General features: G+C 44.5%; 22 protein-coding genes. 8 read left to right on the forward strand and 14 right to left on the reverse strand.

The window, feature by feature from the left end; all coding sequences use genetic code 11:
- Positions 1-2: 2 nt before the first annotated feature.
- The 5 genes from ACZ1GZ_RS02810 to ACZ1GZ_RS02830 all read right to left on the reverse strand — a co-directional run bounded on the left by ACZ1GZ_RS02810 (position 3) and on the right by ACZ1GZ_RS02830 (position 7,599).
- Positions 3-3,320 (reverse strand): error-prone DNA polymerase, encoded by a 3,318-nt coding sequence (locus tag ACZ1GZ_RS02810; protein ID WP_472666906.1) that lies wholly within the window; start codon positions 3,318-3,320, stop codon positions 3-5.
- Positions 3,317-4,927 carry a Y-family DNA polymerase gene (locus ACZ1GZ_RS02815; RefSeq protein ID WP_472666907.1) on the reverse strand — a complete coding sequence of 537 codons (1,611 nt, stop codon included), beginning with the start codon at positions 4,925-4,927 and terminating at the stop codon, positions 3,317-3,319. Before ACZ1GZ_RS02815 ends, ACZ1GZ_RS02810 begins: the two co-directional genes overlap by 4 nt.
- The gene (locus ACZ1GZ_RS02820) at positions 4,857-5,855 is read right to left on the reverse strand and encodes an ImuA family protein (protein ID WP_472666908.1); all 999 of its coding nucleotides are present in this window, start codon (positions 5,853-5,855) and stop codon (positions 4,857-4,859) included. The genes ACZ1GZ_RS02815 and ACZ1GZ_RS02820 overlap by 71 nt, the downstream gene beginning before the upstream one ends.
- A 114-nt stretch (positions 5,856-5,969) precedes the next feature.
- Positions 5,970-6,206 (reverse strand): DUF2164 domain-containing protein, encoded by a 237-nt coding sequence (locus ACZ1GZ_RS02825; protein WP_472666909.1) that lies wholly within the window; start codon positions 6,204-6,206, stop codon positions 5,970-5,972.
- A 37-nt stretch (positions 6,207-6,243) separates the two neighbouring features.
- Complete coding sequence (locus ACZ1GZ_RS02830; protein WP_472666910.1) at positions 6,244-7,599, reverse strand: CoA transferase; 1,356 nt, start codon at positions 7,597-7,599, stop codon at positions 6,244-6,246.
- Positions 7,600-7,682: 83 nt separating this feature from the next.
- Between ACZ1GZ_RS02830 and ACZ1GZ_RS02835 the strand changes: the two genes are divergently transcribed.
- Positions 7,683-8,807 (forward strand): citrate/2-methylcitrate synthase, encoded by a 1,125-nt coding sequence (locus tag ACZ1GZ_RS02835; RefSeq protein WP_472666911.1) that lies wholly within the window; start codon positions 7,683-7,685, stop codon positions 8,805-8,807.
- 10 nt (positions 8,808-8,817) lie between these two features.
- Here ACZ1GZ_RS02835 and ACZ1GZ_RS02840 read toward each other — a convergent pair whose 3' ends face one another.
- Positions 8,818-9,411 (reverse strand): TetR/AcrR family transcriptional regulator, encoded by a 594-nt coding sequence (locus ACZ1GZ_RS02840; protein ID WP_472666912.1) that lies wholly within the window; start codon positions 9,409-9,411, stop codon positions 8,818-8,820.
- Between the two features lie 81 nt (positions 9,412-9,492).
- Here ACZ1GZ_RS02840 and ACZ1GZ_RS02845 point away from each other — a divergent pair, with 81 nt between their 5' ends.
- On the forward strand, positions 9,493-10,005 hold the full coding sequence (locus ACZ1GZ_RS02845; protein ID WP_472666913.1) for an anthrone oxygenase family protein: 513 nt from the start codon (positions 9,493-9,495) through the stop codon (positions 10,003-10,005).
- Here the strand turns inward: ACZ1GZ_RS02845 and ACZ1GZ_RS02850 are convergent.
- The 4 genes from ACZ1GZ_RS02850 to ACZ1GZ_RS02865 all read right to left on the reverse strand — a co-directional run bounded on the left by ACZ1GZ_RS02850 (position 10,002) and on the right by ACZ1GZ_RS02865 (position 12,537).
- Positions 10,002-10,421: a hypothetical protein gene (locus tag ACZ1GZ_RS02850; RefSeq protein WP_472666914.1), complete on the reverse strand. Its 420-nt coding sequence runs from the start codon at positions 10,419-10,421 to the stop codon at positions 10,002-10,004. The genes ACZ1GZ_RS02845 and ACZ1GZ_RS02850 overlap by 4 nt on opposite strands.
- A gap of 15 nt (positions 10,422-10,436) precedes the next feature.
- Positions 10,437-11,303, reverse strand: a complete 867-nt coding sequence (locus tag ACZ1GZ_RS02855; protein WP_472666915.1) for an AraC family transcriptional regulator — start codon at positions 11,301-11,303, stop codon at positions 10,437-10,439.
- 84 nt (positions 11,304-11,387) lie between these two features.
- A complete protein-coding gene (locus ACZ1GZ_RS02860; RefSeq protein ID WP_472666916.1) occupies positions 11,388-11,594 on the reverse strand; it encodes a DUF1737 domain-containing protein in 207 nt (68 codons plus the stop codon).
- A 10-nt stretch (positions 11,595-11,604) separates the two neighbouring features.
- The gene (locus ACZ1GZ_RS02865; protein ID WP_472666918.1) at positions 11,605-12,537 is read right to left on the reverse strand and encodes an HpcH/HpaI aldolase/citrate lyase family protein; all 933 of its coding nucleotides are present in this window, start codon (positions 12,535-12,537) and stop codon (positions 11,605-11,607) included.
- Positions 12,538-12,663: 126 nt separating this feature from the next.
- On the opposite strand from ACZ1GZ_RS02865, the gene leuD reads away from it, so the two are divergent.
- The 5 genes from leuD to ACZ1GZ_RS02890 all read left to right on the forward strand — a co-directional run bounded on the left by leuD (position 12,664) and on the right by ACZ1GZ_RS02890 (position 17,128).
- Positions 12,664-13,269 carry a 3-isopropylmalate dehydratase small subunit gene (gene leuD / locus ACZ1GZ_RS02870; RefSeq protein ID WP_472666919.1) on the forward strand — a complete coding sequence of 202 codons (606 nt, stop codon included), beginning with the start codon at positions 12,664-12,666 and terminating at the stop codon, positions 13,267-13,269.
- Between the two features lie 55 nt (positions 13,270-13,324).
- Positions 13,325-13,711 (forward strand): RidA family protein, encoded by a 387-nt coding sequence (locus tag ACZ1GZ_RS02875; RefSeq protein WP_472666920.1) that lies wholly within the window; start codon positions 13,325-13,327, stop codon positions 13,709-13,711.
- A gap of 36 nt (positions 13,712-13,747) precedes the next feature.
- Complete coding sequence (gene leuB / locus ACZ1GZ_RS02880; RefSeq protein ID WP_472666921.1) at positions 13,748-14,857, forward strand: 3-isopropylmalate dehydrogenase; 1,110 nt, start codon at positions 13,748-13,750, stop codon at positions 14,855-14,857.
- A 301-nt stretch (positions 14,858-15,158) separates the two neighbouring features.
- Positions 15,159-16,184 carry an aspartate-semialdehyde dehydrogenase gene (locus tag ACZ1GZ_RS02885; RefSeq protein WP_472666922.1) on the forward strand — a complete coding sequence of 342 codons (1,026 nt, stop codon included), beginning with the start codon at positions 15,159-15,161 and terminating at the stop codon, positions 16,182-16,184.
- A gap of 137 nt (positions 16,185-16,321) precedes the next feature.
- Positions 16,322-17,128, forward strand: coding sequence for a lytic murein transglycosylase (locus ACZ1GZ_RS02890; protein ID WP_472666923.1), 807 nt, complete (start codon positions 16,322-16,324; stop codon positions 17,126-17,128).
- A gap of 15 nt (positions 17,129-17,143) precedes the next feature.
- On the opposite strand, the gene ACZ1GZ_RS02895 is transcribed toward ACZ1GZ_RS02890, so the two are convergent.
- From ACZ1GZ_RS02895 to ACZ1GZ_RS02905, 3 genes are all read right to left on the reverse strand, one after another.
- Positions 17,144-17,566, reverse strand: a complete 423-nt coding sequence (locus tag ACZ1GZ_RS02895; protein ID WP_472666924.1) for a hypothetical protein — start codon at positions 17,564-17,566, stop codon at positions 17,144-17,146.
- Positions 17,567-17,719: 153 nt separating this feature from the next.
- Positions 17,720-18,619 carry a pyridoxal kinase PdxY gene (pdxY, locus tag ACZ1GZ_RS02900; protein WP_472666925.1) on the reverse strand — a complete coding sequence of 300 codons (900 nt, stop codon included), beginning with the start codon at positions 18,617-18,619 and terminating at the stop codon, positions 17,720-17,722.
- A 9-nt stretch (positions 18,620-18,628) separates the two neighbouring features.
- Positions 18,629-18,904, reverse strand: coding sequence for a hypothetical protein (locus ACZ1GZ_RS02905; RefSeq protein WP_472666926.1), 276 nt, complete (start codon positions 18,902-18,904; stop codon positions 18,629-18,631).
- A gap of 243 nt (positions 18,905-19,147) precedes the next feature.
- Between ACZ1GZ_RS02905 and ACZ1GZ_RS02910 the strand changes: the two genes are divergently transcribed.
- The gene (locus tag ACZ1GZ_RS02910) at positions 19,148-23,920 is read left to right on the forward strand and encodes an NAD-glutamate dehydrogenase (protein WP_472668215.1); all 4,773 of its coding nucleotides are present in this window, start codon (positions 19,148-19,150) and stop codon (positions 23,918-23,920) included.
- Between the two features lie 61 nt (positions 23,921-23,981).
- On the opposite strand, the gene purH is transcribed toward ACZ1GZ_RS02910, so the two are convergent.
- Positions 23,982-25,598 carry a bifunctional phosphoribosylaminoimidazolecarboxamide formyltransferase/IMP cyclohydrolase gene (gene purH, locus ACZ1GZ_RS02915; RefSeq protein WP_472666927.1) on the reverse strand — a complete coding sequence of 539 codons (1,617 nt, stop codon included), beginning with the start codon at positions 25,596-25,598 and terminating at the stop codon, positions 23,982-23,984.
- Positions 25,599-25,635 lie beyond the last annotated feature (37 nt).

Genomic DNA, 25,635 nt, shown 5'->3' on the forward strand with positions numbered 1-25,635 from the left:
GCTTAATGGAAATTTCGACCCTTTGGCATAACCTGACCAGCTTGCTTTGAACGCAAGCCATGATGTTGTGCTAAGGCAGTGCTGGTGACGCCTTTTAAGTTTCGCCGTCTAATAAAGTCGAGATCCTTTTCACCATCTTCATCATGGTTTGTTTCAAGACTTTCCATTTCAAATGTCAGGTCTTCAATTTTATGAGCAACAATGTGAATAACACCTGATTCATTTTGTAACTTGCCATGAACCCGTAAAAGCCTACCGCCTAAAATCAACTTTCGAAAACGCTCAAAAACCTTGGGCCAGACAATCACATTGGCAACACCGGTTTCATCTTCCAGCGTTAAAAAGATAACCCCCTTAGCTGAACCCGGACGCTGGCGCACAAGCACCAGACCCGACACAGAAATATTCCGCCCGCTTCTCACCTGCGGCAAGTCTTCATGCAGCACAGCATTCTTAACCGCCAATCGATGGCGAATAAACGAAAGCGGATGGGCTTTCAGTGATAATTTTAGATAGCGATAATCATTGATAACCTGCTCGCTTAACCGCATGCGTGGCAGATTAAGTTCGGCCTCTTTATCGATTAACGCATGGTCTTTCTTAAAGAGCGACCCTTCATCATCAAGCACAGTTGGATCAAGCGCTTTAACAGCCCATAACGCTTCGCGCCGATCAAGACCAATAGATCGAAATGCATCCGCTTCTGCCAGACGCTCTATGATTTTGGGTGAAAGCCCGGTGCGTAACCACAAGTCTCGCACTGAATCATACGGACCCTGATCAGCACCATCACGACATTCAGATATCTTATCCATATCATTTTCGCGCAAGCCTTTAATCTGCTTAAACCCTAAACGAAGCGCATAGTCTGTCCGAATGGTTTTGGCCATTGATCGCCGCGGTTTTGCCATGGCCGATGGCTCAAATGAACCCTCTTCTAAGATCGAATTCCAAGTGGAATAATTGATATCGATCGGCCTTATATCAACACCATGTTCGCGCGCGTCCCGAATAAGCTGTGATGGTGCATAAAACCCCATGGGTTGGGAGTTCAAAATAGCGGCGCCAAAAATATCCGGGTAATAGGCTTTAAACCAGCAAGACGCGTAAACCAGTAACGCAAAAGATGCAGCATGGCTTTCGGGAAATCCATATTCGCCAAAGCCTTCAATTTGCTTGAAACATCGCTCGGCAAATTCCTCTTCATATCCATTTCTAACCATGCCTTTAATCATCTTCATCTTAAAAGTATGGATGGTTCCAACCCGGCGGAACGTTGCCATAGCGCGCCGTAATTTATCCGCTTCTCCGGGGGTAAAATCAGCCGCAACAATGGCGATTTTCATCGCTTGTTCTTGGAAAAGTGGCACGCCTAATGTGCGACCCAAAACCTCTTCCAATTCTTTCTTTGGGAAAGTTACCGGCTCTAACCCCTGCCGACGACGCAAATATGGGTGAACCATGTCACCCTGAATAGGACCGGGCCTGACAATCGCAACCTCAATCACAAGGTCATAAAACTCACGTGGTTTTAATCGCGGCAACATGGTCATTTGCGCCCGGCTCTCAATTTGGAAAACACCAATTGTATCCGCCGCACAGATCATGTCGTAAACTGTTTGATCTTCATCTTGCAGATCCGCCAGCGTTTTATGAATACCGTATTTGGTCCTTAATAGATCAAATGCTTTGGCCAGACACGACAGCATACCAAGCGCCAAAATATCAATTTTTAATATGCCCAAAGCTTCCAGATCATCTTTGTCCCATTCCACCATCGTCCGGCCTTCCATGGCCGTATTCATCAATGGCACCACCTCATCAAGTCGGTCTTTGGTAATAACAAAACCGCCGACATGTTGTGATAAATGACGCGGGAAACCAATCAGCTGCGAGGCATAATCAAGCACCCGCCGCGTCGTCATATCTCTGATATCAAGCCCTGCTTCTTTAGCTTCGCGCTCGGTGAGACTTTTCGACGACCAACCCCAAACAAGACCGGACAATCCTGAAATGGCGTCATCCGACAAACCAAATGCTTTGCCGGCTTCGCGCGCGGCCATACGTGCACGATAGGTGACAACTGTTGCAGCAAGTCCTGCGCGGTCATGACCGTATTTGCGATAGATATATTGAATAACCTCTTCGCGTCGTTCATGTTCAAAATCAACATCAATATCGGGTGGTTCATTGCGCTCTGGTGAAATAAAACGTTCAAACAGAAGATCAACTTTGTTGGGGTTCACATCGGTGATCTGTAGGCAATAGCAAACGGTGGAATTTGCAGCAGAACCGCGTCCCTGACATAGAATATTTTGGCTGCGCGCATAACGCACAATATCCCATACGGTCAGAAAGTAAGGTGCATAATCAAGCTCTTTGATCAATGCCAATTCATGTTTGATCTGATCGATAATGCTTTGCGGAACTTTGTCAGGATAACGCTCTTGAGCGCCTTGATAGGCAAGTTCTGTCAAAGTTTCTTGTGGTGTCCCCTTACCAAATTTCTCATCCGGATATTGGTATTTCAATTCATCAAGCGAAAAACTTAACTGCTCCGCAAATTGAATTGAATGCGCAATAGCTTCAGGATAAGCTTTTAAAATATGGCTCATTTCCGAATTTGGTTTTAGATGGCGCTCTGCATTTTTTGCCAATAAAAATCCCATATCGTAAACGGGTTGGTGATGCTCAATCGATGATAAAACATCGCGCAATGGGCGCCGACCATGCTCATGCATAAACACATCATTTGTCGCCATTAAAAAAGCTGACACCTGAATAGATAATTCAGATAAACAGGCAAAGCGATAAGTATCATGCCCATCATAATATGGGATAAGCGCTAGGTATAACCTGTCATCGAAATGCTCTTTTAAAAAGGTTAGCTCATCACTCAATCGCACGGGATCATTATGCGCTTCTGGACAGGGCAATACACATATCAATAAATCAGATGACCAATCTGCTAAATCTTCTCGCGTTAGCTGACAATCACCCTTCTCAGATCGCAAATTCCCCACTGTTAAAAGACGGCATAAATTGCCCCAACCTTTACGGTTTTTTGGGTAAGCTAAAATATCAGATGTGCCATCGCTAAACACAATGCGAGATCCGGGATGGTAGATAATGTCAGCTTCTTTAGCCGCCATATGCGCACGCACCACACCCGCAACCGTATTTTGATCTGCCAAACCAATATGCGTTAACCCAAGCTTAGCTGCACGAACAATAAATTCCTCTGGGTGCGAAGCACCTTTTAGAAAGGAAAAATTACTCGCAACACCAAGTTCTGCATAAGGGGTGGTGGTGCTATTCACGCAAACAATCCATGCATAAACCACTTTGGCAAAAGGCCTTGTGACAAATGCGTTTCACGCTCATAAAGACCCTGACGGAAAATCCAGAAGCGACGCCCTGATTTATCTTCAACGCGATAATAGTCGCGCGTTTGCGCGCTTTCGCCATCAATCCACCATTCAGCACCAATACGCTCTGGTCCTTCCGCGCGCGCCACCTGATATTGACTGCGGCGCCATTTAAAACGGATAGGTGGCCCTTCAGGAACTTCCGCAATTGCAGTAACAGGTTCAGGGTTTGAAAATAACCGAATTGGACGGTCGCAATATTGGTTTTGAGCAATCTGATCATCATATTTGAAATGTCGGATCACCGGCATAAAAGATGCAGCACGCTCAGGGATAAAACTCTGATGAAACACAGATTTGACCACACTATCTTCACCCAATCGCGCAGTAATTTGGTCGGCTAATTGATGCATGCTTGTTTGCACATTCCGACCATCAACAAATGAATCTTGAACATCGGATTTTAAAACAGCCTGCAAAACGCAAAGTCTGATTGTTTCAAACCCCATACCCGCATCTGCCTCATCATAGATCGCGGCTAACTTTTGCGAAAATAAAGCTCTTATGCGTTTAGCATCGCGAGACGGAGCAGAAAGGCCAATCATAATTTTGCGCACAACGCCATCCATGCGAAACAACATGAGCATAAATTCTTGCCCCGCCTGACCTCGCTTTTCCAAATCCGATCGCAGCGCATTTGATAATTGCTCAATACAAGTTTCAATATCCTCCTGCCGCCCAATAGGTTCAGCCAATCGCCGCTCAACTGATAAATCAGAGACAGGCAAACGCGGAGAGACCGGTTCTTCTTCCTGCCCCAAAGCCTGATCAAGACGTTTTAAAAGCAAAGGACCAAATCGGCGCATCAAGGGTTTGCGCGGCGCGGATAATATATCTTTAACTTTTTTGAGCCCAACACGATCAAGCGCTAACAACATATCAAGCGGTAAACGCAAAGCGGCCATTGGAAACTGACGAAATCGCGCTTCAAAATTATCCCAATTCATGATCGCAGTTTCTGCTTTATGCTCATGCAGCGCATATTGACTGCTAAATTCTCGGGCCATTTCTCGAGCAAGCCCCCACGCTAAACCAGGCGTGGGAGCAATCGAGCCTTGGGCGTAAATTCCCATTTGATCAAACCGCGAAATAATATCTTTCAGCATCTCAGCTTCACCGCCAAATAAATGCGCGCAGCCAGTAATATCCAAGAACAACCCTTGCGGCTTTCCAAAGGGTGCATCAAGACCAATGAGAGGCGTATAGCGATCCGCCCAATCAGCCAACGCATTTAGAAAGGCTAAATCCGCCGCATCATCGCTGGCAATGATATCAAGGTCGGGGCATATCGCCCGTGCTTCGGTGACACCTTGGCCTTCGCGCAATTTATGCGCCTGAGCAGTCATATCAAGAGCTGCCAACCGCATGGCACCCTTTTGCTTTGCCACACATACCATGGGCGCAAATTTGGCTATCTCACTTTGTGTTTTATCCGAACGCCACGACGCGCCCCATCTCAGCCGCTTGATCCGATCCGTTGCCAGATAGGGAAATGCCACCGCCAATATCCGGCGGTTGCTCTTGATAAAAATCGACTGGGTTGGAAGAGATGTCCTTGGGTCTTGCGGTGAAAGAGTGGCTGTCATTGTTCCATTCCAAAATGAATGATTGCGGTGCTGGGTTTTTGCTTTTTTCTAAGGTGATCTGAAAGGCTGGGTTTGAAAGACTGTTTGAAAACGCCCTTTTTGATGGCAGAGCCCGCAATGCTGCCGGTGCGGATTGCACACCAATGCGCAAACGCGCAGCTGTTGCCTCTTCTTCTCCGGCTTGCCGCAATAAGAAAAACGGACGTCCCGAACTTTGTGCGCGTAAATGCAAACGCCGCGTACCGGCCATATCAAGACTTTGCGGATTGCCCCTCACTTCCAAAATGGTTGCCGCAACAGATTTTTGTTTAGCCGTCAATTCAGCAACCCAAAGCGCATCATGTAATGAGCGCGGCTGGATAAAAAGACATGTCGCAGGGTTAATGCCGAGCGAGATCAAACCTGGTGGATATATTTGCCCACCTTCAAGACGCGATGATGTTTCGCTGATAAAGATAATCGGCAAATCTTCATTATGCTTTTGCTTTAAAAAGCTCTGCATTTGATGCGCCAAAATCCAGGTAAAGGCACTTGCCGCACCTGTTTGTCGCGTTTCCTGGGATCTAAGTTCTGTTAACGCACCAAGATTAATTCCACCTGATAAAGCGGTATCTAAAGCTGGGTCATCAAATTTAAGAATGTCCTCATTATGCCTATTACTTTCATATTGTTTTGGTAGCGTAACGAGATTTTGTGCATTATCTTTGTCTGACTTAACGGATTGCGCAAACGAGGTATTATCAAAGCGAGCTGTAGATCGCTTTTCAATTTTAGCTATCTTGTGTCGAAGACAATTTAAATCTTCACGCGCCAGACTTTCGCGCATTTGATGCTGTCGCATTGCACGTTCACCCCGTTTTATAATGTTCACTATTTGTTCTAATATAGATTCCAGAAGATCAAAAAAGAGTCAAGCATATTTTAAGGAATAAATTCCTTGCTGTATTTTGCGAACTTAGCGGATCTCAGGTTCATAAAGCGTGACATCAAGCTCTTCGATCTTCTCCATCAGAAAGTTTCGCGCATCCCCAATAGCTTGATTATATTGACTGGGACCAATGTGTTTAAGCATGAAATCAACAACTTCTGATGATTGAAATTCGCTCAACTCATGATCAAACTCATCTGCGAAAAACCCACATAAGGCACGCGCAATATCTGTTTTCCGCTCATCGCTTAATTCTAAGCCCATATCATTCACTCCCTGAGATCAACCATCAAAACGCTACTTAAAACTCAGCGCGTGATTGATGCAAGAGGCCAGTAGGTTTTGACCAGAAAGGTTTGATCTCATCTATATGAAGCGGCGATTTTAATCGTCTAACAGGACCCAAAGGTGTTTTTTCAATATCAGGCGAAAAATCTTCAATGGTCTCAGTCATCGGATCAGCACCAAACTGATCTTGTGCTGTGGTTTTCAAAAGTTCCGCTGTACGCGCTAGGGATAAACGCGCAGAAGAGGCTTCACCAAAATCGCGCAATCGAGACAAACCACGTAAGGCACTAGCCGCAATGAGATAGCCCGTCGCATGATCAAGTGCCTGCACGCTCATAGGACGAGGTTTAGGACCATGAGATATTTCCATGCCTTTTGCAGCTATTCCGCAACTCATCTGCACCAAACTGTCAAATCCGCGCCTGTTGCGCCAAGGGCCTGACCAGCCATAAGCATTGTGAGCAATATCAATCAAAGACGGATTAAGCGCTCTTAAGCTTGGTCCATCAAGACCAAGACGTTCCAGTGCATCCGCGCGATAACCATGAATAAACACATCGGCCTGTGAAAGCAGAGTTTTTAAATGCGTAAGATCTTCCAAAGACTTCAAATCTAACGTTGCGCAATTTTTCCCCGGGATCATATCAATAATATGTTCGCCCTCATCCCAACCTTTGGGGTCAATGCGCAAAACATTGGCGCCATAATGAGCCAAAAAACGCGTCGCCACTGGCCCGGCAATGATCCGCGTTAGATCAAGAACCTTTAAACCTTCCAATGGGCGCGCTGGACGTGGTTTATGATCAAGTTCACCACCGATAAAATGCTGCCAAGCGATTAACGGCTCTTCAGACAATGCCACACCTTGCGGATGGATTGCCCAATCGTCAGAACTCATCATCCTTGCCGCCGCACCGCCATTTTCAACAATCATGGTTTCAAGTTCATCGCCTTGATAATTTGCAACCTTATTCGCAATCCCTGCGCGATCCAAATCACCCAGAACTTTTGTAACGACCTGGCGATGATGCGGCGCATTGGTATGTAAACGAATAAATCCACCGCGGGTTTGATAATCTCCCGCCAAATCATCCCAAGGCGATGACAACGCCCAACCCTTTGGTCGCACAGAACTCGAAAACCAGCGATAGGCCAGATGCTGATCAACATGAATTCGACCCCGATATTGCGCGCCAAAAGCATAATGCGCGAGTGCAAGACCAGCCGCAGCAATAGAACTGGAGGCAAGGGATGTCACCGAAAACACGTCAGATGACATGGCATGAGCGTTTTTCACGTGAATCATTTCGCCTTGTCGCCAATCATCGGCAAAATTCAAAGCATCTAAAATGGGTTTCATCAGAGCCATGAGAGCACCTTTCATAAACTGAACTGTTGATGAAAAAATCGTCGTAACTTGACAGATCGTCAAGATTGATCAACATAATCAACATGAAAAAAGATCAAGATGTCTTTACACTCAGCGCCAAAGAGGTGTGTGAAACCCTTAATATTTCACGCCAAACGCTCTATGCATATGTGAGCCGCGGCAAGGTGCGGGCCAATGCGCAACAAGGCGATGCACGCAAAAGTCTTTATCACGCGCATGATGTTGAAACACTGCTAGCGAGCAAAAAACGTGGTCGATCACGCAGGGCAATTGCAAAATCAACCCAAAGCTGGGGTGAACCGGTTCTGCGATCAGAGATTAGTCACATTGATCAGGGAAAGCTCTATTACAGAGGGTATGATGCGATAGAGATGTCCAAAGAGGCAACTTATGAAAATGTCGCCAAGCTCTTAATCAACACTGATCTGAAATTTGATCCAGACTTCAAATTTGTCCCTATCGAGGGCAAAAATGCCTTTGTGCGGATGTTAGCGGCAGCGACACATATTTTAACGACGAATTATCCGCTAGAAGAAACAGAGCGCAACGGGTTTATCCTTAAATCTCTGCTTGCAGCCATTTGCCAGATCGAAACGCTGGCAGACGAACCATTTCATGTTCAACTCGCAAAATATTTCTCTCAAGATGATGATTTTGCTGACATTGCACGGCGTTGCCTGGTTTTATGCGCCGATCACGAGCTTAATCCCTCAGCTTACACCGCACGTGTTGCAGCCTCAGCACATGCAAGCACCGAAGCCTGTATCTTAGCAGCGCTAGCAAGTTTTTCTGGAACACGGCATGGGTCCATGACCTCAATGACAAGATGGTGGGTGGGGCGAGCTGCGATGAAAACCGGCGACGAAAAGGCTGAATTTATCAAAACCATCAAAAACCCACCGGGTTTTGGTCATCCGATTTATCCCAAAACAGATCCGCGCGCTGAGGAATTGCTTAAATATTTTGATTTGCCAGAAGGTTGGGGTGAGATCGTATCAGAAGTTGAAAAAACATATGGGCTATATCCTAATATTGATTTCGCACTGGCCGCCATGGAAAAAAGCCTCGGATTGCGACCCAAAACCGGCCAAACACTGTTTGGCTTTGGGCGCGTGATCGGCTGGATCGCACATACCGAAGAACAGCGCGAAAGCGGCAAGCTCATCCGGCCACGCGCATGGCGTTAGCGTTGATAGTTCAAGCAAATTTGAGAAGATGATCCAAGGCCTTTCGCGTTGTGGTCTTCAATTCTGTTTCATTTGGTGCAGGCATCACACCAATGGCACGCCGAATTTGTAGATCTCCAATGAGCAAATTCATGTAAAGACGTGTAACTTCATCTAAAGATAGATCACCGAATGTGCCCTGATCTTTGATCTGACCAAGGACCTTTGAGATCAGCGGCAAAACACGTTCGCGCCCAACCTTTGATAAGGCAATTCCAAGTTCTCCGCTCGCATCCGCAGCCGCAGCACGATTGAGCGCAATCGCACGATCACTTGTTACAAGCCTTACAAGTTTGAGGCTGATATCTTCTAATATTTGCATAGGATCGCGATGGGCTTCGAGGTCTTGGGTCAAACTCGCATAAACATCATCTGCATTGCGGATCACCATCGCCTGAAATAAGCCTTTCTTATCACCATACCAGCGATAGAGCGTTTCGTTTGATGCTTTTGCACGTTTGGCAATCGCGAGCATTGAAATATTATCATAGCCTTTTTCATCAATTAGCGCATAAGCCGCTTCTTCAATTAATCGCCGTCGTTCTTTTTGTGCACTTTCACGCATAATCACCTCGCTTGACAATTATCGTACACTAAATTACGGATATGTAAATACGTACATATAATTACGCTTTTTGAGGAAATTATGAAACATCTATTGAAAACTACGGCTTTCACATCCACGCTTTTATCCGCCGCAATATTTGGATTTTTCTATGCCTGGGTCAGCTCAACTATGTGGGGGCTCGACCAAATTGACAGCGAAGTTGCCATTCAAGCTATGCAAGGCATGAACGCATCCGTCCGAAATGCCATATTCGGCCTCATCTTTTTCGGAACAACGCCAGCTTTGCTCATCACATCTGGCATTGCTGCCTCTCTAAAACTCAAAAAACTTGCGCTGATATTCGCGTTATCAGGCATGATCTATTTATTCGGTGGTGCAGTGCTCACATTTACAATCAACGTGCCGATGAATGAGCAGCTTGCGCTGCTTCAAATGCCGCTTGCACCACAGGAAGCGCAGGAAATCTGGAAAGATTACTCAAACGAATGGCAATTCTGGAACCAGACACGCACAATATTTTCAGGGTTAGCATGTCTGATCGCCTGCTACGGAATTTATGTTCTGGGGCAGATAAATGCGACGAAAGCCTAAGCAGCTTCTAACGATTGCTGCGTTAAATAAGGCTCAAGATCAAAAGACAGTTTTTTGCGGATTGGAGCCTTTTCACCCAAAACCCGCCAGAAAGGTACAAGATCGGATAAATTAGCACCATTTTGGTAATCTTCATTTGAGGCTTCACAGATAATTCTGACAAAAATTCCAGTAGTGACTGGGCATGTCACATCAGTCTCGGATTGCTTGGCAAGTTCAGCGCGTAAAAATCCCGTGTCTTTGATCTCACCTTCGGGGATGGTGGCAATAATATCTGCCACCATTTTAGGTGTAGCAATGAGCATTAACTGACCAGCCTTCATACCCATCATGTCCTTGTTGACGCGTTTGATTTCATGACCTTTCGCATTGGCGATGTCATATTTTTCATTCCAGCTTTTTGTTGATTTACTCATTGCATTAATTCCAATCTAGTTCTTCAACGGCACATGAATCTCAGTGATCAAATCACCAGGTGCTGTGTCTCTTGGACTATTAAGATATTTCTCAAATGGGGGTGCATCAGCAAATTCATGCCCGGCTTCTGGGATCCAACTCCCATAGAACCAGGTATAAGCTTTGGACAATTCACCATATGGACCTTTATGGGTCAAAACAGCGTATTTCCCGCCATCAATTTTCGAAATCTCAAGCGGCGCCTCAACGCTTTGGTCATCATTTACTACTGCGCCGGCAAAAGACCGCAATTCATCAACGGCAACAGAGCCCGGATCATCGTAATAAATACCAACCATGGCAATCATATCTTTAATCGCGCCCTGGCCAATACAAAGCCCAACCGCTTGTTCAAACTTACCTCCGATTTCCATATAGGACCCTTTATGCGGAAGGCCCGCAAGGGTTACAGGGTCAATTGATTTAATCTCTACATCATACATTTTTGCATCTCTTTCAGTACTTGGAACATCATAAACCGTATGATAGCCACGATGACGATATTCGCCCGGCGGCATTTCAAAATGGTCTGCGAAAATGCGCGTGAAAGATTGCAAATTTGGATAGCCGCAACGCTTACCAATTTCGTCAATCGGCAAATCGGTTGAAATCAATTGTTGACCAGCAAGCTGCAACCGAAGCCGTTTAACAGTTTGCGTAATCGTTTCGCCGGTCATACCAGCGTATACCCGGTGCCAATGATAGGGTGATAAACACGCAATATCTGCTAACACCATCAAATCCAGATCTTTATCAAGATTGTGAAGGATGTAATCGGTGACCCGCTCCATCCGATCATGATAATTAACCCACAAATGTTGAGCATTTTTTCGTTTGTTCATAGCAATTATCCTATCGCAATTTTCACACGCAAATAAGATGTAACATCACCCGGTTTGACAAATCTTGTTGACTTGAAGATAGGTTTATTGTTCACCGAGCTTCATATCCGGCGAATAGGTTTTACCTTCAACTTCTTTGCAAACCGCTTGCCCGCATTGCATACGATTTTCTGCCTGATTAAATGTATAAACAGGCGATCCGTGAAGGGTCCATCCCTTATTCAAGGCATCGGTTATACGATGGCAAAAGCTTGAATCATCCGGTCCGGACAAAAAACGGTAAAGTTTCATAATAATAACCCTAATTTGATATCAATTTCGATTTTTCAACGAGTTTCTCAGCCATTTCTAAGTGAAGGCGCTCAACCATTTTGCCATTCACTTGGATAACGCCCGCATCTTTGTTTATAGCATCAGCGAATGCATCGATAATCTCATGCGCTTCGCTCAAAGCATCGGCTTTAATCCCAAATGCTTCATTTGCAAAGTCGATCTGGTTGGGATGAATAAGCGATTTGCCATCAAAACCCATCGCGCGCCCATCTAAGCTTTCAAGCTCAAACCCAGATGCATCTTTAAAATCATTATAAACGCCATCGATCACATCAAGGCCGTAAGCGCGCGCCGAGAGCACAATTTGACTAAGCCAATTGGACAAATATGGGCGCCCTTTTTGCGGCATCACGCCTGTTTCCTTGACCAGATCATTCGTTCCGGCAACAAAACAATCTAGTCTTGTGCCTGGTGTTCGGGCATATCTAGCAATCGAAGCAACATTTAAAATACCGCGTGGGGTTTCGATCATCGCCCATAGACGTAGCTCATGCGGAGTATCCATTTCAACCAAAGCATCATTGACCTCGATAATATCATCGGCTTCTGAAACCTTTGGCAGCAATATACCAGACGGCATGATGGCGCGCACGGCCATAAGGTCTTCACTACCCCATACACTTGAAAGTGCATTTATCCGGATTAAGATCTCTTTCTTGCTGTCTTTTATGCCGTTTGGAAACTTTTCCTTTAAAAAAGCCCGCAAAGTCTCACGCGCATTTTCCTTTTGTGCGGGTAAGATCGCATCTTCCAAATCATAGATAATGACATCGGACAACAATGTGAGCGACTTCTCTAAAGCGCGTTCATTATTTGCCGGAACATATAAGACCGACCTTCTTGGCCGCACAGGCCTGATAGCTTCCGGGATTTTAATATTAGACAGGTCTTTATCACTCATATCGCTCTATTTCTTTGGTTCTTGGCGGCATCAAAACGCAGCAAATCGCTATTTCTTACAAAAAACACTTCTTTTTCTCACATATGTTTGGTAAACGCAGCTACAAACTTCATATGGATGAAAATAATGGAAAAATTCACAACGCTCACAGGTGTTGCAGCACCTTATCCTGTCATCAACATTGACACGGACATGATCATTCCAAAAGACTACCTTAAAACTATCAAGCGCACTGGCCTTTCTGTTGGTCTTTTTGCAGAATCTCGTTTTAACGAAGATGGTTCTGAAAAACCTGATTTTGTGCTCAATAAACCAGCCTATCGCAATGCAGAGATTTTGGTTGCTGGTGATAATTTTGGTTGCGGTTCATCACGTGAACATGCGCCATGGGCCTTGCTCGACTTCGGTATCCGCTGCGTAATCTCAACCAGCTTCGCTGATATTTTCTATAACAATTGCTTCAAAAACGGCATTTTGCCGATTGTTGTCACACCTGAAGAACTTGAAAAACTTCTTGATGATGCTGATCGCGGTTCTAACTCAACAATGACAATTGATTTGGAAAATCAAGAAATCAAGGGGCCTGATGGCGGCGTGATCTCATTTGATATCGACCCATTCCGCAAGCATTGTTTGCTCAACGGTCTCGACGATATTGCCCTTACCCTGGAAAAAGCAGCCGCAATCGACACATATGAAGGCAAATTGGATGACACGCGTCCTTGGGCGTAAGCAAGCAAAATTGATCCAACAACTTCATGTAAGACAATCACCTTGAGGACTTAAGATGCGAAATCTCATCTCAACAGGATCGGATTTTGAGAAAACAGCAGGTTATTCACGTGCTGTCGTTCAAGGTGATTTTTGCTTTGTTTCTGGCACCACCGGGTATGACTACAAAACTATGGTCATGCCGGATGAGGTGTCTAAACAAACCGCCAATTGCCTAGCAACAATTGATAAAGCAATCATTGATGCAGGTTTTAAACGCTCAGACATCATCAAAGCCAATTACATTATCACCAAGGCCGAATATTCAGACATTGTATTCCCGATACTGGGAAACTTCTTCAAAGGCATTCAACCTGCCGCAACGATGATAGTCGCCGGCCTTATTAAACCCGAGATGAAAGTTGAAATTGAGGTTACAGCCTTACGCCAGATAAACTCTTAATCAACTTAATCAATCAAAAAAGAACAGGTATTTTCCATGACACGCAAACTATTCCTTCTGCCCGGTGACGGCATTGGCCCAGAAGCCATGAACGAAGTTCGTAAGCTCATTGCTTTTATGAACGAAAAGCAAAATTCAGGCTTTGAAACAGATGAAGGTCTTGTTGGCGGATCCGCCTATGATGCGCATGGCGAATCTATCTCAGATGCTGACATGGAAAAAGCTATGGCAGCTGATGCTGTGCTATTTGGTGCTGTTGGCGGACCAAAATGGGATGATGTTCCTTATGAAGCGCGCCCTGAAGCTGGTTTGTTACGTTTGCGTAAAGATATGGAGCTTTTCGCCAATCTTCGCCCTGCTATTTGCTACCCAGCGCTAGCTAATTCATCTTCCTTGAAGCCTGAAGTCGTTGAAGGCTTGGATATTTTGATTGTTCGCGAATTGACCGGTGGTGTTTATTTCGGTGAGCCAAAAGAAATCATCGATCTTGGTAACGGCCAGAAACGCGGCATTGATACGCAAGTTTACGACACTTACGAAATCGAGCGTATTTCAGGTGTGGCATTTGAGATGGCACGCACACGCCAAAACAAAGTTTGCTCGATGGAAAAACGCAATGTGATGAAATCCGGCGTTCTTTGGAACGAAGTGGTCACTGCAACACACGGTGCAAACTATTCAGACGTTGAACTAAGCCACATGTTAGCCGACGCAGGCGGCATGCAGCTCGTTCGCTGGCCAAAACAGTTTGACGTAATTGTCTGTGATAACCTGTTTGGTGATATGTTGTCTGATATCGCTGCAATGCTCACAGGTTCACTTGGCATGTTGCCATCTGCATCATTGGGTGCACCGGATGCAAAAACTGGCAGTCGCAAAGCGCTATATGAACCAGTTCACGGTTCAGCACCTGATATTGCAGGCCAAGGCATTGCCAACCCGATTGCGATGATCTCATCTTTTGCCATGTGTCTTCGTTATTCGTTCAACATGGTTGATGAAGCAAACATGGTTGAAAAAGCCATTGCCAACGTTCTAGACACTGGCAAACGTACTGGCGACATCATGTCAGATGGCTGCACACAAATCTCAACAAGCGAGATGGGTGATGCAATTTTGGCTGAATATTCAGCTCTATTGGGTTAATCGTTCATTTAACGCATTAAGCTAGATTGACTCTTGGGAAAAATCGGGGCATTAACCGCCCCGATAGATCCAAATTGGAATTGTAATGATTTTTAGTGAATTGCAAAATTTAAGTTTGATGAATGCGGCGGGTGTAAACCTGTCTGCAGCGCAATTCGCATATGCAAATTCTATCGCCAAAACGGCAATCAAGACGACAAAAACAACGTAACACCTCTCGTCTGCCGCACTCTCCCCGGTAGTCGGGGATGAGGCCACGTTGAAAGTGGTCAAAAATGCGGAGAGAGACAGGACATTCAAAATGAGTTTTAAAATTGCAATCGCCGGTGCAACTGGCAATGTTGGGCGCGAAATGCTCAATATTCTCGAAGAGCGCGGCTTTCCCGCATCTGAAATTATCCCGCTAGCGTCTTCGCGTTCAGTAGGCCGAGAAGTTTCTTACGGCGATAAGACGCTTGTTGTAAAAAATCTTGAAGCTCACGACTTTTCAACAACAGACATCTGTTTGATGTCAGCTGGTGGTTCTGTATCTAAAAAGATGTCGCCAAAAATTGGTGCGCAGGGTTGCGTAGTCATCGATAACTCTTCTGCTTGGCGTTATGATGCTGAAGTTCCTTTGATTGTGCCGGAAGTAAACCCGGAAGCTATCGACGGATTTACCAAAAAGAACATTATCGCTAATCCAAACTGTTCGACAGCACAATTGGTTGTGGCATTAAAACCACTTCACGACAAAGCAAATATCAAACGTATTGTGGTTTCAACTTACCAGTCTGTATCGGGCGCAGGTAAAGACGGCATGGACGAGTTATTCAACCAAAGCCGCGCTGTATTCGTTGCAGATCCGATTGAAAACAACGTGTTTACAAAACGCATTGCATTCAACGCCATTCCGCATATCGATGTCTTCATGGAAGATGGATATACCAAAGAAGAATGGAAAGTTCTGGCAGAAACTAAAAAGATGCTGGACCCGAAAATCAAAGTGACTTGCACAGCGGTTCGCGTTCCGGTCTTCATTGGTCATGCTGAATCTGTCAACATTGAGTTTGAAAACGAAATCACAGCCGATGAAGCGCGCGATATCCTGCGCGAAGCTCCAGGTTGTTTGGTCGTTGATAAGCATGAAGATGGTGGCTATGTCACACCATATGAATGCGCTGGTGAAGATGCGACCTACATCTCTCGTATTCGCGAAGATGCAACCGTTGAAAATGGTCTAAACATCTGGGTTGTCTCAGACAACTTGCGCAAAGGTGCTGCATTGAACACAGTGCAAATTGCCGAACTATTGGTCAATCGCGGTTTGATTAAAGCAAAATCATAAAACCAATTAATTCTGAATTTACATCAAAACGACACCTTTTATCAATCAGATGGAGGTGTCGTTTTTTTATTTTCTAGGTTAGGTTATGCTCGTTCCAAATTGATTCGATAAGATTTAGACCTCGCGGGGAGCGTTCGATGATGAAGAAATCTACCATTACAGTTGCAGTTTTGGCCGCATTAACATTTTCAACACCGGCATTGGCGTTAAGTTGCTCAAATACATCTGGCAATTTTTCAAAATGGGTTGGTGAATTTAAAAAGGAAGCAGCCAAGAAGGGCGTTTCCAAAAGAACGTTGGATCGCGCTTTTGCAAATGCATCCTATGCGAAGAAAACAATTAGCCTTGATCGCAACCAGCGCAGCTTCAAGCTATCATTCAATCAGTTCATGCAAAAACGCGGCGCACCTGCAATAATCTCGCGCGGCAAAAAACTAAAGAAGACCAATGCTGCTTTGTTTAATCGCCTGGAGAAAAAATATGGTGTTCCCGCAGGCGTGTTAATCGCGATTTGGGGTATGGAATCCGGATTTGGTCGCTTTAGCGGCAATCAACATACCGTGTCAGCTGTTGCGACGCTTGCTTATGATTGCCGACGTTCCGAATTTTTCACGACACAACTCTACGCACTTTTAAAATTGATCGATAAGGGTTGGCTGGATCCAAACTTTAAAGGTGCAGCACATGGTGAAATTGGTCAAACGCAATTTCTCCCAGCGAATGTTTTAAAATATGGTGCAAATGGTGATGGCAATCGTCGCCTAAACCTTGGCACAAAAGCAGATGCGCTTGCCTCAACTGCAAACTTTTTAAAAGGAAAAGGTTGGAAACGTGGCGCCGGATACCAAGTTGGCCAAACAAACTTCCGCGCCATTAAAGCTTGGAATGCAGCCGGGGTTTACCAAAAAGCTATTGCCGCAATCGGTGCTGAAATCGATAAATAAAGGCGGCACTACCTTTTAAAAATCAGCACAATTTTCAGCGACGGTTTTCTGAATAGATTTTACAATCATACCGTCGTTGAATTCAAAAGTTTCAACAGTCATCAGCTCATTTGATGGAAATTTATAACATACAGTTGTTGTTATGTTTTCTTCACTTGATGCGTCTTCATCAATTTTATAGGCGATAGATCCATTTTCGATTGCTTCTTCCCAATTGTCCAAAGCTTCAACAAACTCATCCTTAGACTGGGTAATATCAAAGTCTTTCAACTCAATTTGAGCATTATCCGCCAATAATTCTGAAATAACTTCGCGATCAACAGGCGATAAAGCCTGAAACCACGGCTTAATAGCGGTTTTATTATTTTGTGCGAAAGCAGTCATACAAACACTACTCAATGCACTCGCTAAAACAATTGTATTAATAGTGCGGCGCATAAGTTTTCCCCTCAAACTATTTAACGCTAATCATATACTAAAAGGTTAGGACTTCTTTTAGACCATATTAGGGCGATGAGCAGTGCAATAATTCCATCCATAAGGAAGATCAATTAAAAACGTGTTCTCCCACAATATTTCTACAAATCAGCGTTAATTTTTGTCATGAAGCTTACGCATTTGAACCATAGCTTGTGGACGAACAAGGCTCGAAATATCTTGTTCAAGCACCAATTCATTGTGACCAAGCTTATTTGTCTGGCTTAAAATTTCAAAAACACTCGACGTAACCCACTGCAAAGTCATCTCATCATCAAAACCTGAAAGCGTCCGCGCAAGCAACAATGCTGCGGTCAAATCACCAGCACCGTTAATCGCTGTATTAAACAATCTATGCTCTGAAAGGATATTATCATTTTCATGGTGCAATAAATTAGCCATCGAATTTCGCATCATTGCAAAAGCTGATGTCGTTAATACGGTATTTGGCCCCAAATTTTTAGATGCATCGATAATATCCTGATTATCGGAAATCTCTTGCCCACTCAGCCAAGCCAATTCATATTGATTTGGCGTTGTGATATCCGCCAATGGCAACAATTCATCTTTAATTGCATGTGCTGTTGCTTCCGGCACATAAAGACCACCTAAATCTCCGATTACCGGATCACAAACATAAAGTGCATCATCTGTTTTTGCTTTGACTGCGTTCACAAGCTTCCCAATTGAGGCCGCCTGAGACGCTTCACCTAAATACCCTGATAAAATCGCACCCACTTCATGAAGCCATGGTACTGAGCAAAGATCATCTATAACTGCATCAAACTGCTGAGCATCTGGAACAATTCGAGTTGAGGGACCATGACCAGGATGCCAGGGAAGGGTAACAGTTTGTAAAGCCCAAACAGGAAACCCAAGCGCTTCCAACGCAAAAACTGCAGCACGGTTGCCAACAGATCCCCGAACCACATGACTGGAAATCACTATGACAGCTTTTTTAGCCGCTGGATTTTGAAAAGATTGAGCATTGGTATTAGCTGAGCGATCGGACACTTAACCCACCTAGTTCTGGAAATATTTAAGATAAAGCCATATCGCTAGCGCAATAAAAGCAATCAATGATAAACTGCGCGCTATTCTTGTTCCCCACAATTCAACCGGGTCATCGGCATCAACATCATCGGCACTGAAGTGACCGGCTACAGTTTTTGATTTCTTCTTTAAACGAGGCGCATTTAATAACCCGCCATCTTCAGATAATTTCTCAAGCTCTCGTTTGGCTTTACGCGATACGTCATCATCTTCCATCATAAACTCCCAACGGTTCTGGATGATCATGAGTTTATCTACGCTGAAGCCGAAGTGAATACCAATAAAAAATTTGATTCGAAATTAGTCAGAAGAAGACTAACTCGATAATTTTGACGCAAAAATTACCTCATTTTGATCAAAAATACCCATTTCGAAACTAAAAATCCTCAAGAAGTGAAAAAAACACAAAGTTTGTGAGGAATAGGGTCGCCATTTTCATATCTTTTGTTAGGCTCTGATTTGTCGGTCGCAGATTGGGAGATTGCAAAAATGACATCGGGCACGAGCTTCAAACAGTTAATCTTAGAAACTGAAAAAGCACTCAGGTCAAAAAAAGCCAAACGCCACTTACCAATAGAAATTTTTGCCCCCACAAACAGCGACGATATATCATTATTTTTACCGAAAATGCTTGCCGACATTGCCATATTTGGGGCTGCCGAAATTGATAACTGGTCAGGCAAAGCACCCAAGGTCAATATTCGCCAAAGTGACGATATCCATGTTGATGGAAAACCAACGTCTATAATCTCTATCACTTCGGTCAACAAACCGTTTTTATATGATTCCATAATCTCGGAGGTCACTGCGGGCGGGCGCCAGATCTATATGTCCCTGCATCCAATTATCCTTTGGGATGAGAAGGGTAATTTAAAGCTACGCAATGCCAATAATAAAGAAGGTGACGAACTACAGGTTAGCCACATTCAAATTGTCTTGCCGCAGTTTACAAAATCAGAAGCCGCTGAGTTTAAGTCGCGCATCGCCAATGTTCTTAAACAAGTCAACAATGCCGTTCGTGATTGGCGCCCAATGCTATCTGCAATTGATAAAGCCATTGCCGATATTGAAAATATTCCAAGCAAGAAAGACTACAAAGGCCGCCAAGAAGCAATTGCTTATCTTGAATGGTTGAAAGATCGGAACTTCACCTTTTTGGGCATGCGAGAATACACCTATTCAAGCACTGCCAAAGTTTCAAAACTCAAACATGATGGTAAAAAAGGACTAGGTATTCTTTCAGACCCAGATCTGGCTGTATTGCGTTTAGGCAAAGAAAAGGTCACCACAACGCCCGAGATCATTGCTTTCTTGGAAGGCAAAGACCATATCATCGTTACAAAAGCCAATATGCGTTCGGTCGTCCATCGCCGCACATATATGGATTACATTGGGGTTAAAAGATACAATTCTAAAGGCGAAGTGACCGGTGAATTGCGTATTATAGGCCTGTTTACATCCAGCGCATATGCAACATCGGTCACAAAAATTCCGTTGCTTCGCACAAAAATCAACAAAGTTATTGCCAAATTTGGCTTTGATGAAGACAGTCATTCCGGTAAAAACCTGCTCAATACGCTTGAATCTTACCCACGTGATGACCTGTTTCAAATCGATACAAAATTGCTATACGAGTTTTGTGTTCAGATTAATGATATGGAAGATAGACCGCGCGTAAGGGTTCTGCCGCGGATCGACCGTTTTGATCGTTATGTCTCAATTTTAGTTTACGTTCCCCGTCATCAATATAACTCGATTGTCCGCGAAAAAATCGGCCATTACTTAAAATCCGTTTATGGTGACCGGGTCTCAGCGTTTTATCCAGCTTTCCCAAATGAAAGCATTACGCGCGTTCATTTCATCATCGGTCGTTCAGGCGGCAAAACACCAAAATTTGACCAAAAACAGCTCGAACATGATGTTCAAATTATCGTAACCCGCTGGGAAGATCAATTTAACGAGTTAGCTGGATTAGACGCTGCGCGTTTAACAGTCAATCAATCTTACAAAGAACATTTCTCCGCCGATGAAAGCTATGCGGATTTAGAAAATTTGATTGCCTGCACCAAAACAGATGAGATGCGCATTACGTTTTTAAAACGTGATGATAACCTGGATGATCACATCTCAATGAAGATTTTCCATGCGCGCGAAACACTTAGTTTATCGCGTCGCGTACCATTGTTGGAAAATTTGGGCTTTGGTGTCATCAGCGAACAAACCTACGAGGTAGATGTAAAAAATGACAACGGCACACCTAAACCCGTTATCATCCACGATATGGAATTAAATCTTCCTGCAAACACTGATCTTGATCTTGAACGCGACCACGATCGCCTTGAAGCAGCATTTAAAAATGTATGGCGCGGTTTAAGCGATAATGACCTTTATAACCATCTCGTCGTTTCTAGCGGTCTTACAGTGCGCGAAGCAAAAGTTATGCGCGCCTATGCCCGATATTTGCGTCAAGCCGGTATCACATATTCGCAACGCTATATCGCTGAAACTTTAGTGAAATATCCTGACATTTCCAAAAATCTGTTCGAACTATTCCAAAACAGGTTTGATCCTCAACTCAGCGAAGAAGATCGGGCCAGCGTTCAAAATAATATTCTGACAGAAATTAATTCTGCGCTTGAAAATGTTCCGAGCCTTGATGACGACCGTATTATCACACGCATGTCCAATGCGATTTTAGGAACTCTGCGCTGCAACTATTTCCAAATTATGGAAAACGGCCGGCCAAATCCTATTTTAGCATTTAAATTCAATCCACGCGAACTCGATGGATTACCTGAGCCTGTACCTTTCCGCGAGATCTTTGTATATGGCGCGGATGTGGAAGGGGTTCACTTACGCTTTGGCCCCGTTGCCCGCGGCGGTTTGCGCTGGTCTGATCGAGCAGAGGATTATCGAACGGAAGTTTTGGGACTTGTAAAAGCACAACAGGTCAAAAATGCGGTGATTGTTCCGGTGGGATCAAAAGGTGGTTTTTATCCAAAACAATTGCCAACAGGCGGAGATCGTGAAGCCTTTATCCACGCTGGTCGTGAAGCTTACAAACTGTTCATCGGCACGATGTTGTCGATCACTGACAATTTGCGCGGTGATGATGTTATCCCGCCGCAAAATACTGTGCGTCATGATGGCGATGATCCATATTTTGTGGTTGCAGCGGACAAAGGCACTGCAACATTTTCAGATACTGCCAATGCGATCAGTCAGGATCAGGGTTTCTGGCTTGATGACGCCTTTGCATCCGGTGGATCTGCTGGTTACGACCATAAGAAAATGGGCATTACCGCAAAAGGTGGCTGGGAGGCTGTAAAACGACACTTCCGCGAGATGAATATCGACATTCAAAACGAGCCATTTACGGTCGCAGGTGTTGGCGATATGTCTGGCGATGTTTTTGGTAATGGTATGTTGCTGTCAGAAAAGATCAAACTTGTTGCAGCATTTGATCATCGAGATATTTTCATCGATCCAGATCCCGATTGTGCAACAAGCTTTGCTGAACGCAAACGCCTATTTGAACTCGATCGCTCATCCTGGCAATCCTATAATAAAGAGCTGATGTCTCAGGGCGGCATGATTATTTCTCGTCAGGAAAAATCCGTCACGCTAACCTCGGAAGTCGCAAAATTATTGGGTATGGACGCAAAAATAGCGTCACCTCATCAAATCCTAACGGCAATCTTAAAGGCACAAGTTGACCTTTTATGGTTTGGCGGTATCGGCACTTATATCCGAGATGAAAGCGAAAGTGATGCGGATGTTGGCGATCGTGCCAATGACCCAATTCGTGTGACAGCAAAACAAGTTGGTGCAAAAGTAATTGGCGAAGGTGCAAATTTAGGGATCACCCAAAGCGCACGTATTTCCTACGCACAAAATGGCGGTAGATGTAACTCTGATGCGATCGATAATTCCGCTGGGGTAAATTCATCCGATGTGGAAGTAAATATTAAGATCGCACTTGCAAATGCAATCCGTGATGACCGTCTTGATCTGCCAAAACGCAATAGACTGTTGTCTTCCATGACCAATGACGTGTCTAAACTGGTTTTGCGCAATAACTACCTGCAAACACTTGCAATCTCACTGGTACAACAACAAGGAGTGACGGCCGGTGGCGAACTTGCGCGCCTCATGACGATTTTGGAAGGCAATGGTCAATTAAATCGCCAAGTGGAAACACTTCCTGATGATGTGACGCTGCAAGAAAGACTGGCAAGTGGCAATTCGCTTACAAGACCAGAGATCGGTGTCTTATTATCATATGCTAAGATCGTGCTGTTTGACGATGTTATTGATAGCTCACTACCAGATGAAGACTATTTCAAAGATACGCTGGTGAGCTATTTCCCAGGTAAAATGCTCAAAGCACATGAGCAAGATATCATGTCGCATCGATTGCGCCGCGAAATTATCTCAACACTAATCGTCAATGACGCAATAAACCGCGGCGGACCTGCAACAATCGTTCAGATGCAGGATAAAACCGGCGCATCACCAGATGACATTGTCAAAGCCTATATCTTATCCCGTGATGGATTGTTTTTTGATACAATTTTCAATGCGATTGATGGCTTGGACAATAAGATCGATGGTGCGCTTCAAAACCAATTATATGGCAAAACCTGTGACGCGTTGATTAAAACCACAGGGTGGGCACTTAAAACCAACGCCATCCATAGTGATTTGTCATCGTCCGTTCCGCGATTGCAAAGCGCATGTGAGGAATTAAGCCCAAAACTTGGTCATTACCTACCTCAGTTTATGCAAAACCACATCAACCAGGTGCAGGAACAGTTAATCGAACAATCTGTTCCCAAAAAGCTCGCCAAAGATATTGCAGAACTTAACATCCGCACCTTGATCCCTGAGATCAACCAGATTTCAGCACTAACTCAGACGAGCCTTGATGAAGCATCTACTGCCTTCTTCCGGGTGACAGAAGCTTTGATCATTGGTCGATTACTCAACGCTGCGGATCAAGTCGTGGTTTCAGACTTTTATGATAAACTTGCACTTTCTCGTAGCTTGGATGAAATCTCTCAGGCACGACGGGTATTATCAACGTCTGCATTGGTGAAATTTAGAGATAGTGATAACCCGGTGGATGCTTGGCAAAGCGAGAACAATCTTCGAATTGCTCAGGTTCAAAGCCAGGTAAATGATTTAATCAGCTCAAGCGATGCAAGTGTTGCAAAACTCACCATTGCAGCTGGATTAATCACAGATCTTTCCCGCGGATAAACAAACAGGCGAGGCAAATATCACATTGCCTCGTCCTTATCATTTTGAAATAATTAGCCGACTAATGACGGAAGTGGCGCATTCCGGTAAAGACCATTGCAATGCCTGCTTTATCAGCAGCTTCGATCACTTCATCATCGCGCATAGAACCACCTGGTTGAATAACAGCGGTTGCACCAGCTTCAACTGCTGAGATCAAGCCATCAGCAAATGGGAAAAACGCATCAGATGCAACAACGCTGCCATTGGTTAGAACATTATCTGATCCGATAGCATCGGCTGCATCCTGCGCTTTTCGTGCTGCGATACGAGATGAATCAACACGGCTCATTTGACCCGCGCCAACACCAACTGTCGCACCATCTTTTACATAAACAATCGCATTTGACTTAACATGTTTGGCAACACGGAATGCAAATTTTAAATCATTTAGTTCAGCTTCACTTGGCGCACGTTTGGTAACAACCTTAAGATCTAAGTCATCCACACAACCATTATCGCGGTTTTGAACAAGCATGCCGCCAGCAACAGTTTTAGCTGTCATGCCATCCGCACGCGGATCAGGTAAACCGCCTGTCACAAGAAGTCTTAGGTTTTTCTTTGCTGATATAATCTCACGGGCCTCATCACTTACAGATGGCGCGATGATAACTTCGGTAAAGATTTTAATCACAGCTTGTGCTGTTTCAGCATCCAATTCGCGGTTAAATGCAACAATGCCACCGAACGCTGATGTAGAATCGCAAGCAAATGCTTTTTCATAAGCGTCTTTAAGATTATCACCCTCTGCAACACCGCAAGGATTGGCATGTTTGATAATTGCACATGCCGCAACTCGGGTCGGATCAAATTCACCGACAAGTTCAAATGCTGCATCAGTATCATTGATGTTGTTGTAAGATAATTGCTTACCTTGCAATAGCTCAGCTGTCGCAACACCTGGGCGTTTTTCACCCGTGACATAAAAACCAGCAGATTGATGTGGGTTTTCACCATAACGCATAACATCTTTTAGCGTGCCACCTACCGCGCGATAACGCGGATTTTCAAGTCCAAGTTCTGATGCAAACCATGTCGCAATCGCCGCATCATAAGAAGCTGTGCGTGCGTATGCCAATGCTGCTAGTTCCTGGCGCAATTTATAGGGTGTTTGGCCATCATTTTCGCTGATAGCATCTGCAACCCGATCATAATCATCAGGATGCGTCACAATAGTAACATAAGCATGATTTTTTGATGCTGCTCGGATCATAGCAGGACCACCGATGTCGATATTTTCAACAATGGATGGATAATCTCCACCTGAAAAGCGGACCTCTTCGAACGGATAAAGATTAATCACGGCTAGATCGATATCTGGGATATTATGTTCTGATTGTGCCTGTTGATGCTCTTCATCATCACGAATGGACAAAAGACCGCCATGCACACTTGGATGTAATGTTTTAACCCGTCCATCCATAACTTCCGGGAATTTAGTAATATCGGAAACATCAGAACACGCTAAGCCTGCATCCTTCAAGGCTTTAGCTGTTCCGCCCGTGGAAATAAGTTCAACACCTTGTTCGGTCAGTTTTTTAGCAAAATCAATAAGACCAGTTTTATCAAAAACAGACAACAATGCGCGCTTAATTTTAACTTGATCGGGTGCAGGATATTTTTTGGATTGAATGCTCATCGCTATTCCAGACTACTTGAGATTTCGTTCGGTACCA

It is taken from the genome of Lentilitoribacter sp. JB5-8 (genome assembly GCF_055693385.1).

Bases quoted from the DNA above. Each gene is read 5' to 3' on its own strand.
- ACZ1GZ_RS02820 (WP_472666908.1), bottom strand. From the start codon at position 5,855: ATGCGACAGCATCAAATGCGCGAAAGTCTGGCGCGTGAAGATTTAAAT.
- ACZ1GZ_RS02825 (WP_472666909.1), bottom strand. From the start codon at position 6,206: ATGGGCTTAGAATTAAGCGATGAGCGGAAAACAGATATTGCGCGTGCC.
- ACZ1GZ_RS02830 (WP_472666910.1), bottom strand. From the start codon at position 7,599: ATGGCTCTGATGAAACCCATTTTAGATGCTTTGAATTTTGCCGATGAT.
- ACZ1GZ_RS02835 (WP_472666911.1), top strand. From the start codon at position 7,683: ATGAAAAAAGATCAAGATGTCTTTACACTCAGCGCCAAAGAGGTGTGT.
- ACZ1GZ_RS02840 (WP_472666912.1), bottom strand. From the start codon at position 9,411: ATGCGTGAAAGTGCACAAAAAGAACGACGGCGATTAATTGAAGAAGCG.
- ACZ1GZ_RS02845 (WP_472666913.1), top strand. From the start codon at position 9,493: ATGAAACATCTATTGAAAACTACGGCTTTCACATCCACGCTTTTATCC.
- ACZ1GZ_RS02850 (WP_472666914.1), bottom strand. From the start codon at position 10,421: ATGAGTAAATCAACAAAAAGCTGGAATGAAAAATATGACATCGCCAAT.
- ACZ1GZ_RS02855 (WP_472666915.1), bottom strand. From the start codon at position 11,303: ATGAACAAACGAAAAAATGCTCAACATTTGTGGGTTAATTATCATGAT.
- ACZ1GZ_RS02860 (WP_472666916.1), bottom strand. From the start codon at position 11,594: ATGAAACTTTACCGTTTTTTGTCCGGACCGGATGATTCAAGCTTTTGC.
- ACZ1GZ_RS02865 (WP_472666918.1), bottom strand. From the start codon at position 12,537: ATGAGTGATAAAGACCTGTCTAATATTAAAATCCCGGAAGCTATCAGG.
- leuD (WP_472666919.1), top strand. From the start codon at position 12,664: ATGGAAAAATTCACAACGCTCACAGGTGTTGCAGCACCTTATCCTGTC.
- ACZ1GZ_RS02875 (WP_472666920.1), top strand. From the start codon at position 13,325: ATGCGAAATCTCATCTCAACAGGATCGGATTTTGAGAAAACAGCAGGT.
- leuB (WP_472666921.1), top strand. From the start codon at position 13,748: ATGACACGCAAACTATTCCTTCTGCCCGGTGACGGCATTGGCCCAGAA.
- ACZ1GZ_RS02885 (WP_472666922.1), top strand. From the start codon at position 15,159: ATGAGTTTTAAAATTGCAATCGCCGGTGCAACTGGCAATGTTGGGCGC.
- ACZ1GZ_RS02890 (WP_472666923.1), top strand. From the start codon at position 16,322: ATGATGAAGAAATCTACCATTACAGTTGCAGTTTTGGCCGCATTAACA.
- ACZ1GZ_RS02895 (WP_472666924.1), bottom strand. From the start codon at position 17,566: ATGCGCCGCACTATTAATACAATTGTTTTAGCGAGTGCATTGAGTAGT.
- ACZ1GZ_RS02905 (WP_472666926.1), bottom strand. From the start codon at position 18,904: ATGATCATCCAGAACCGTTGGGAGTTTATGATGGAAGATGATGACGTA.
- ACZ1GZ_RS02910 (WP_472668215.1), top strand. From the start codon at position 19,148: ATGACATCGGGCACGAGCTTCAAACAGTTAATCTTAGAAACTGAAAAA.
- purH (WP_472666927.1), bottom strand. From the start codon at position 25,598: ATGAGCATTCAATCCAAAAAATATCCTGCACCCGATCAAGTTAAAATT.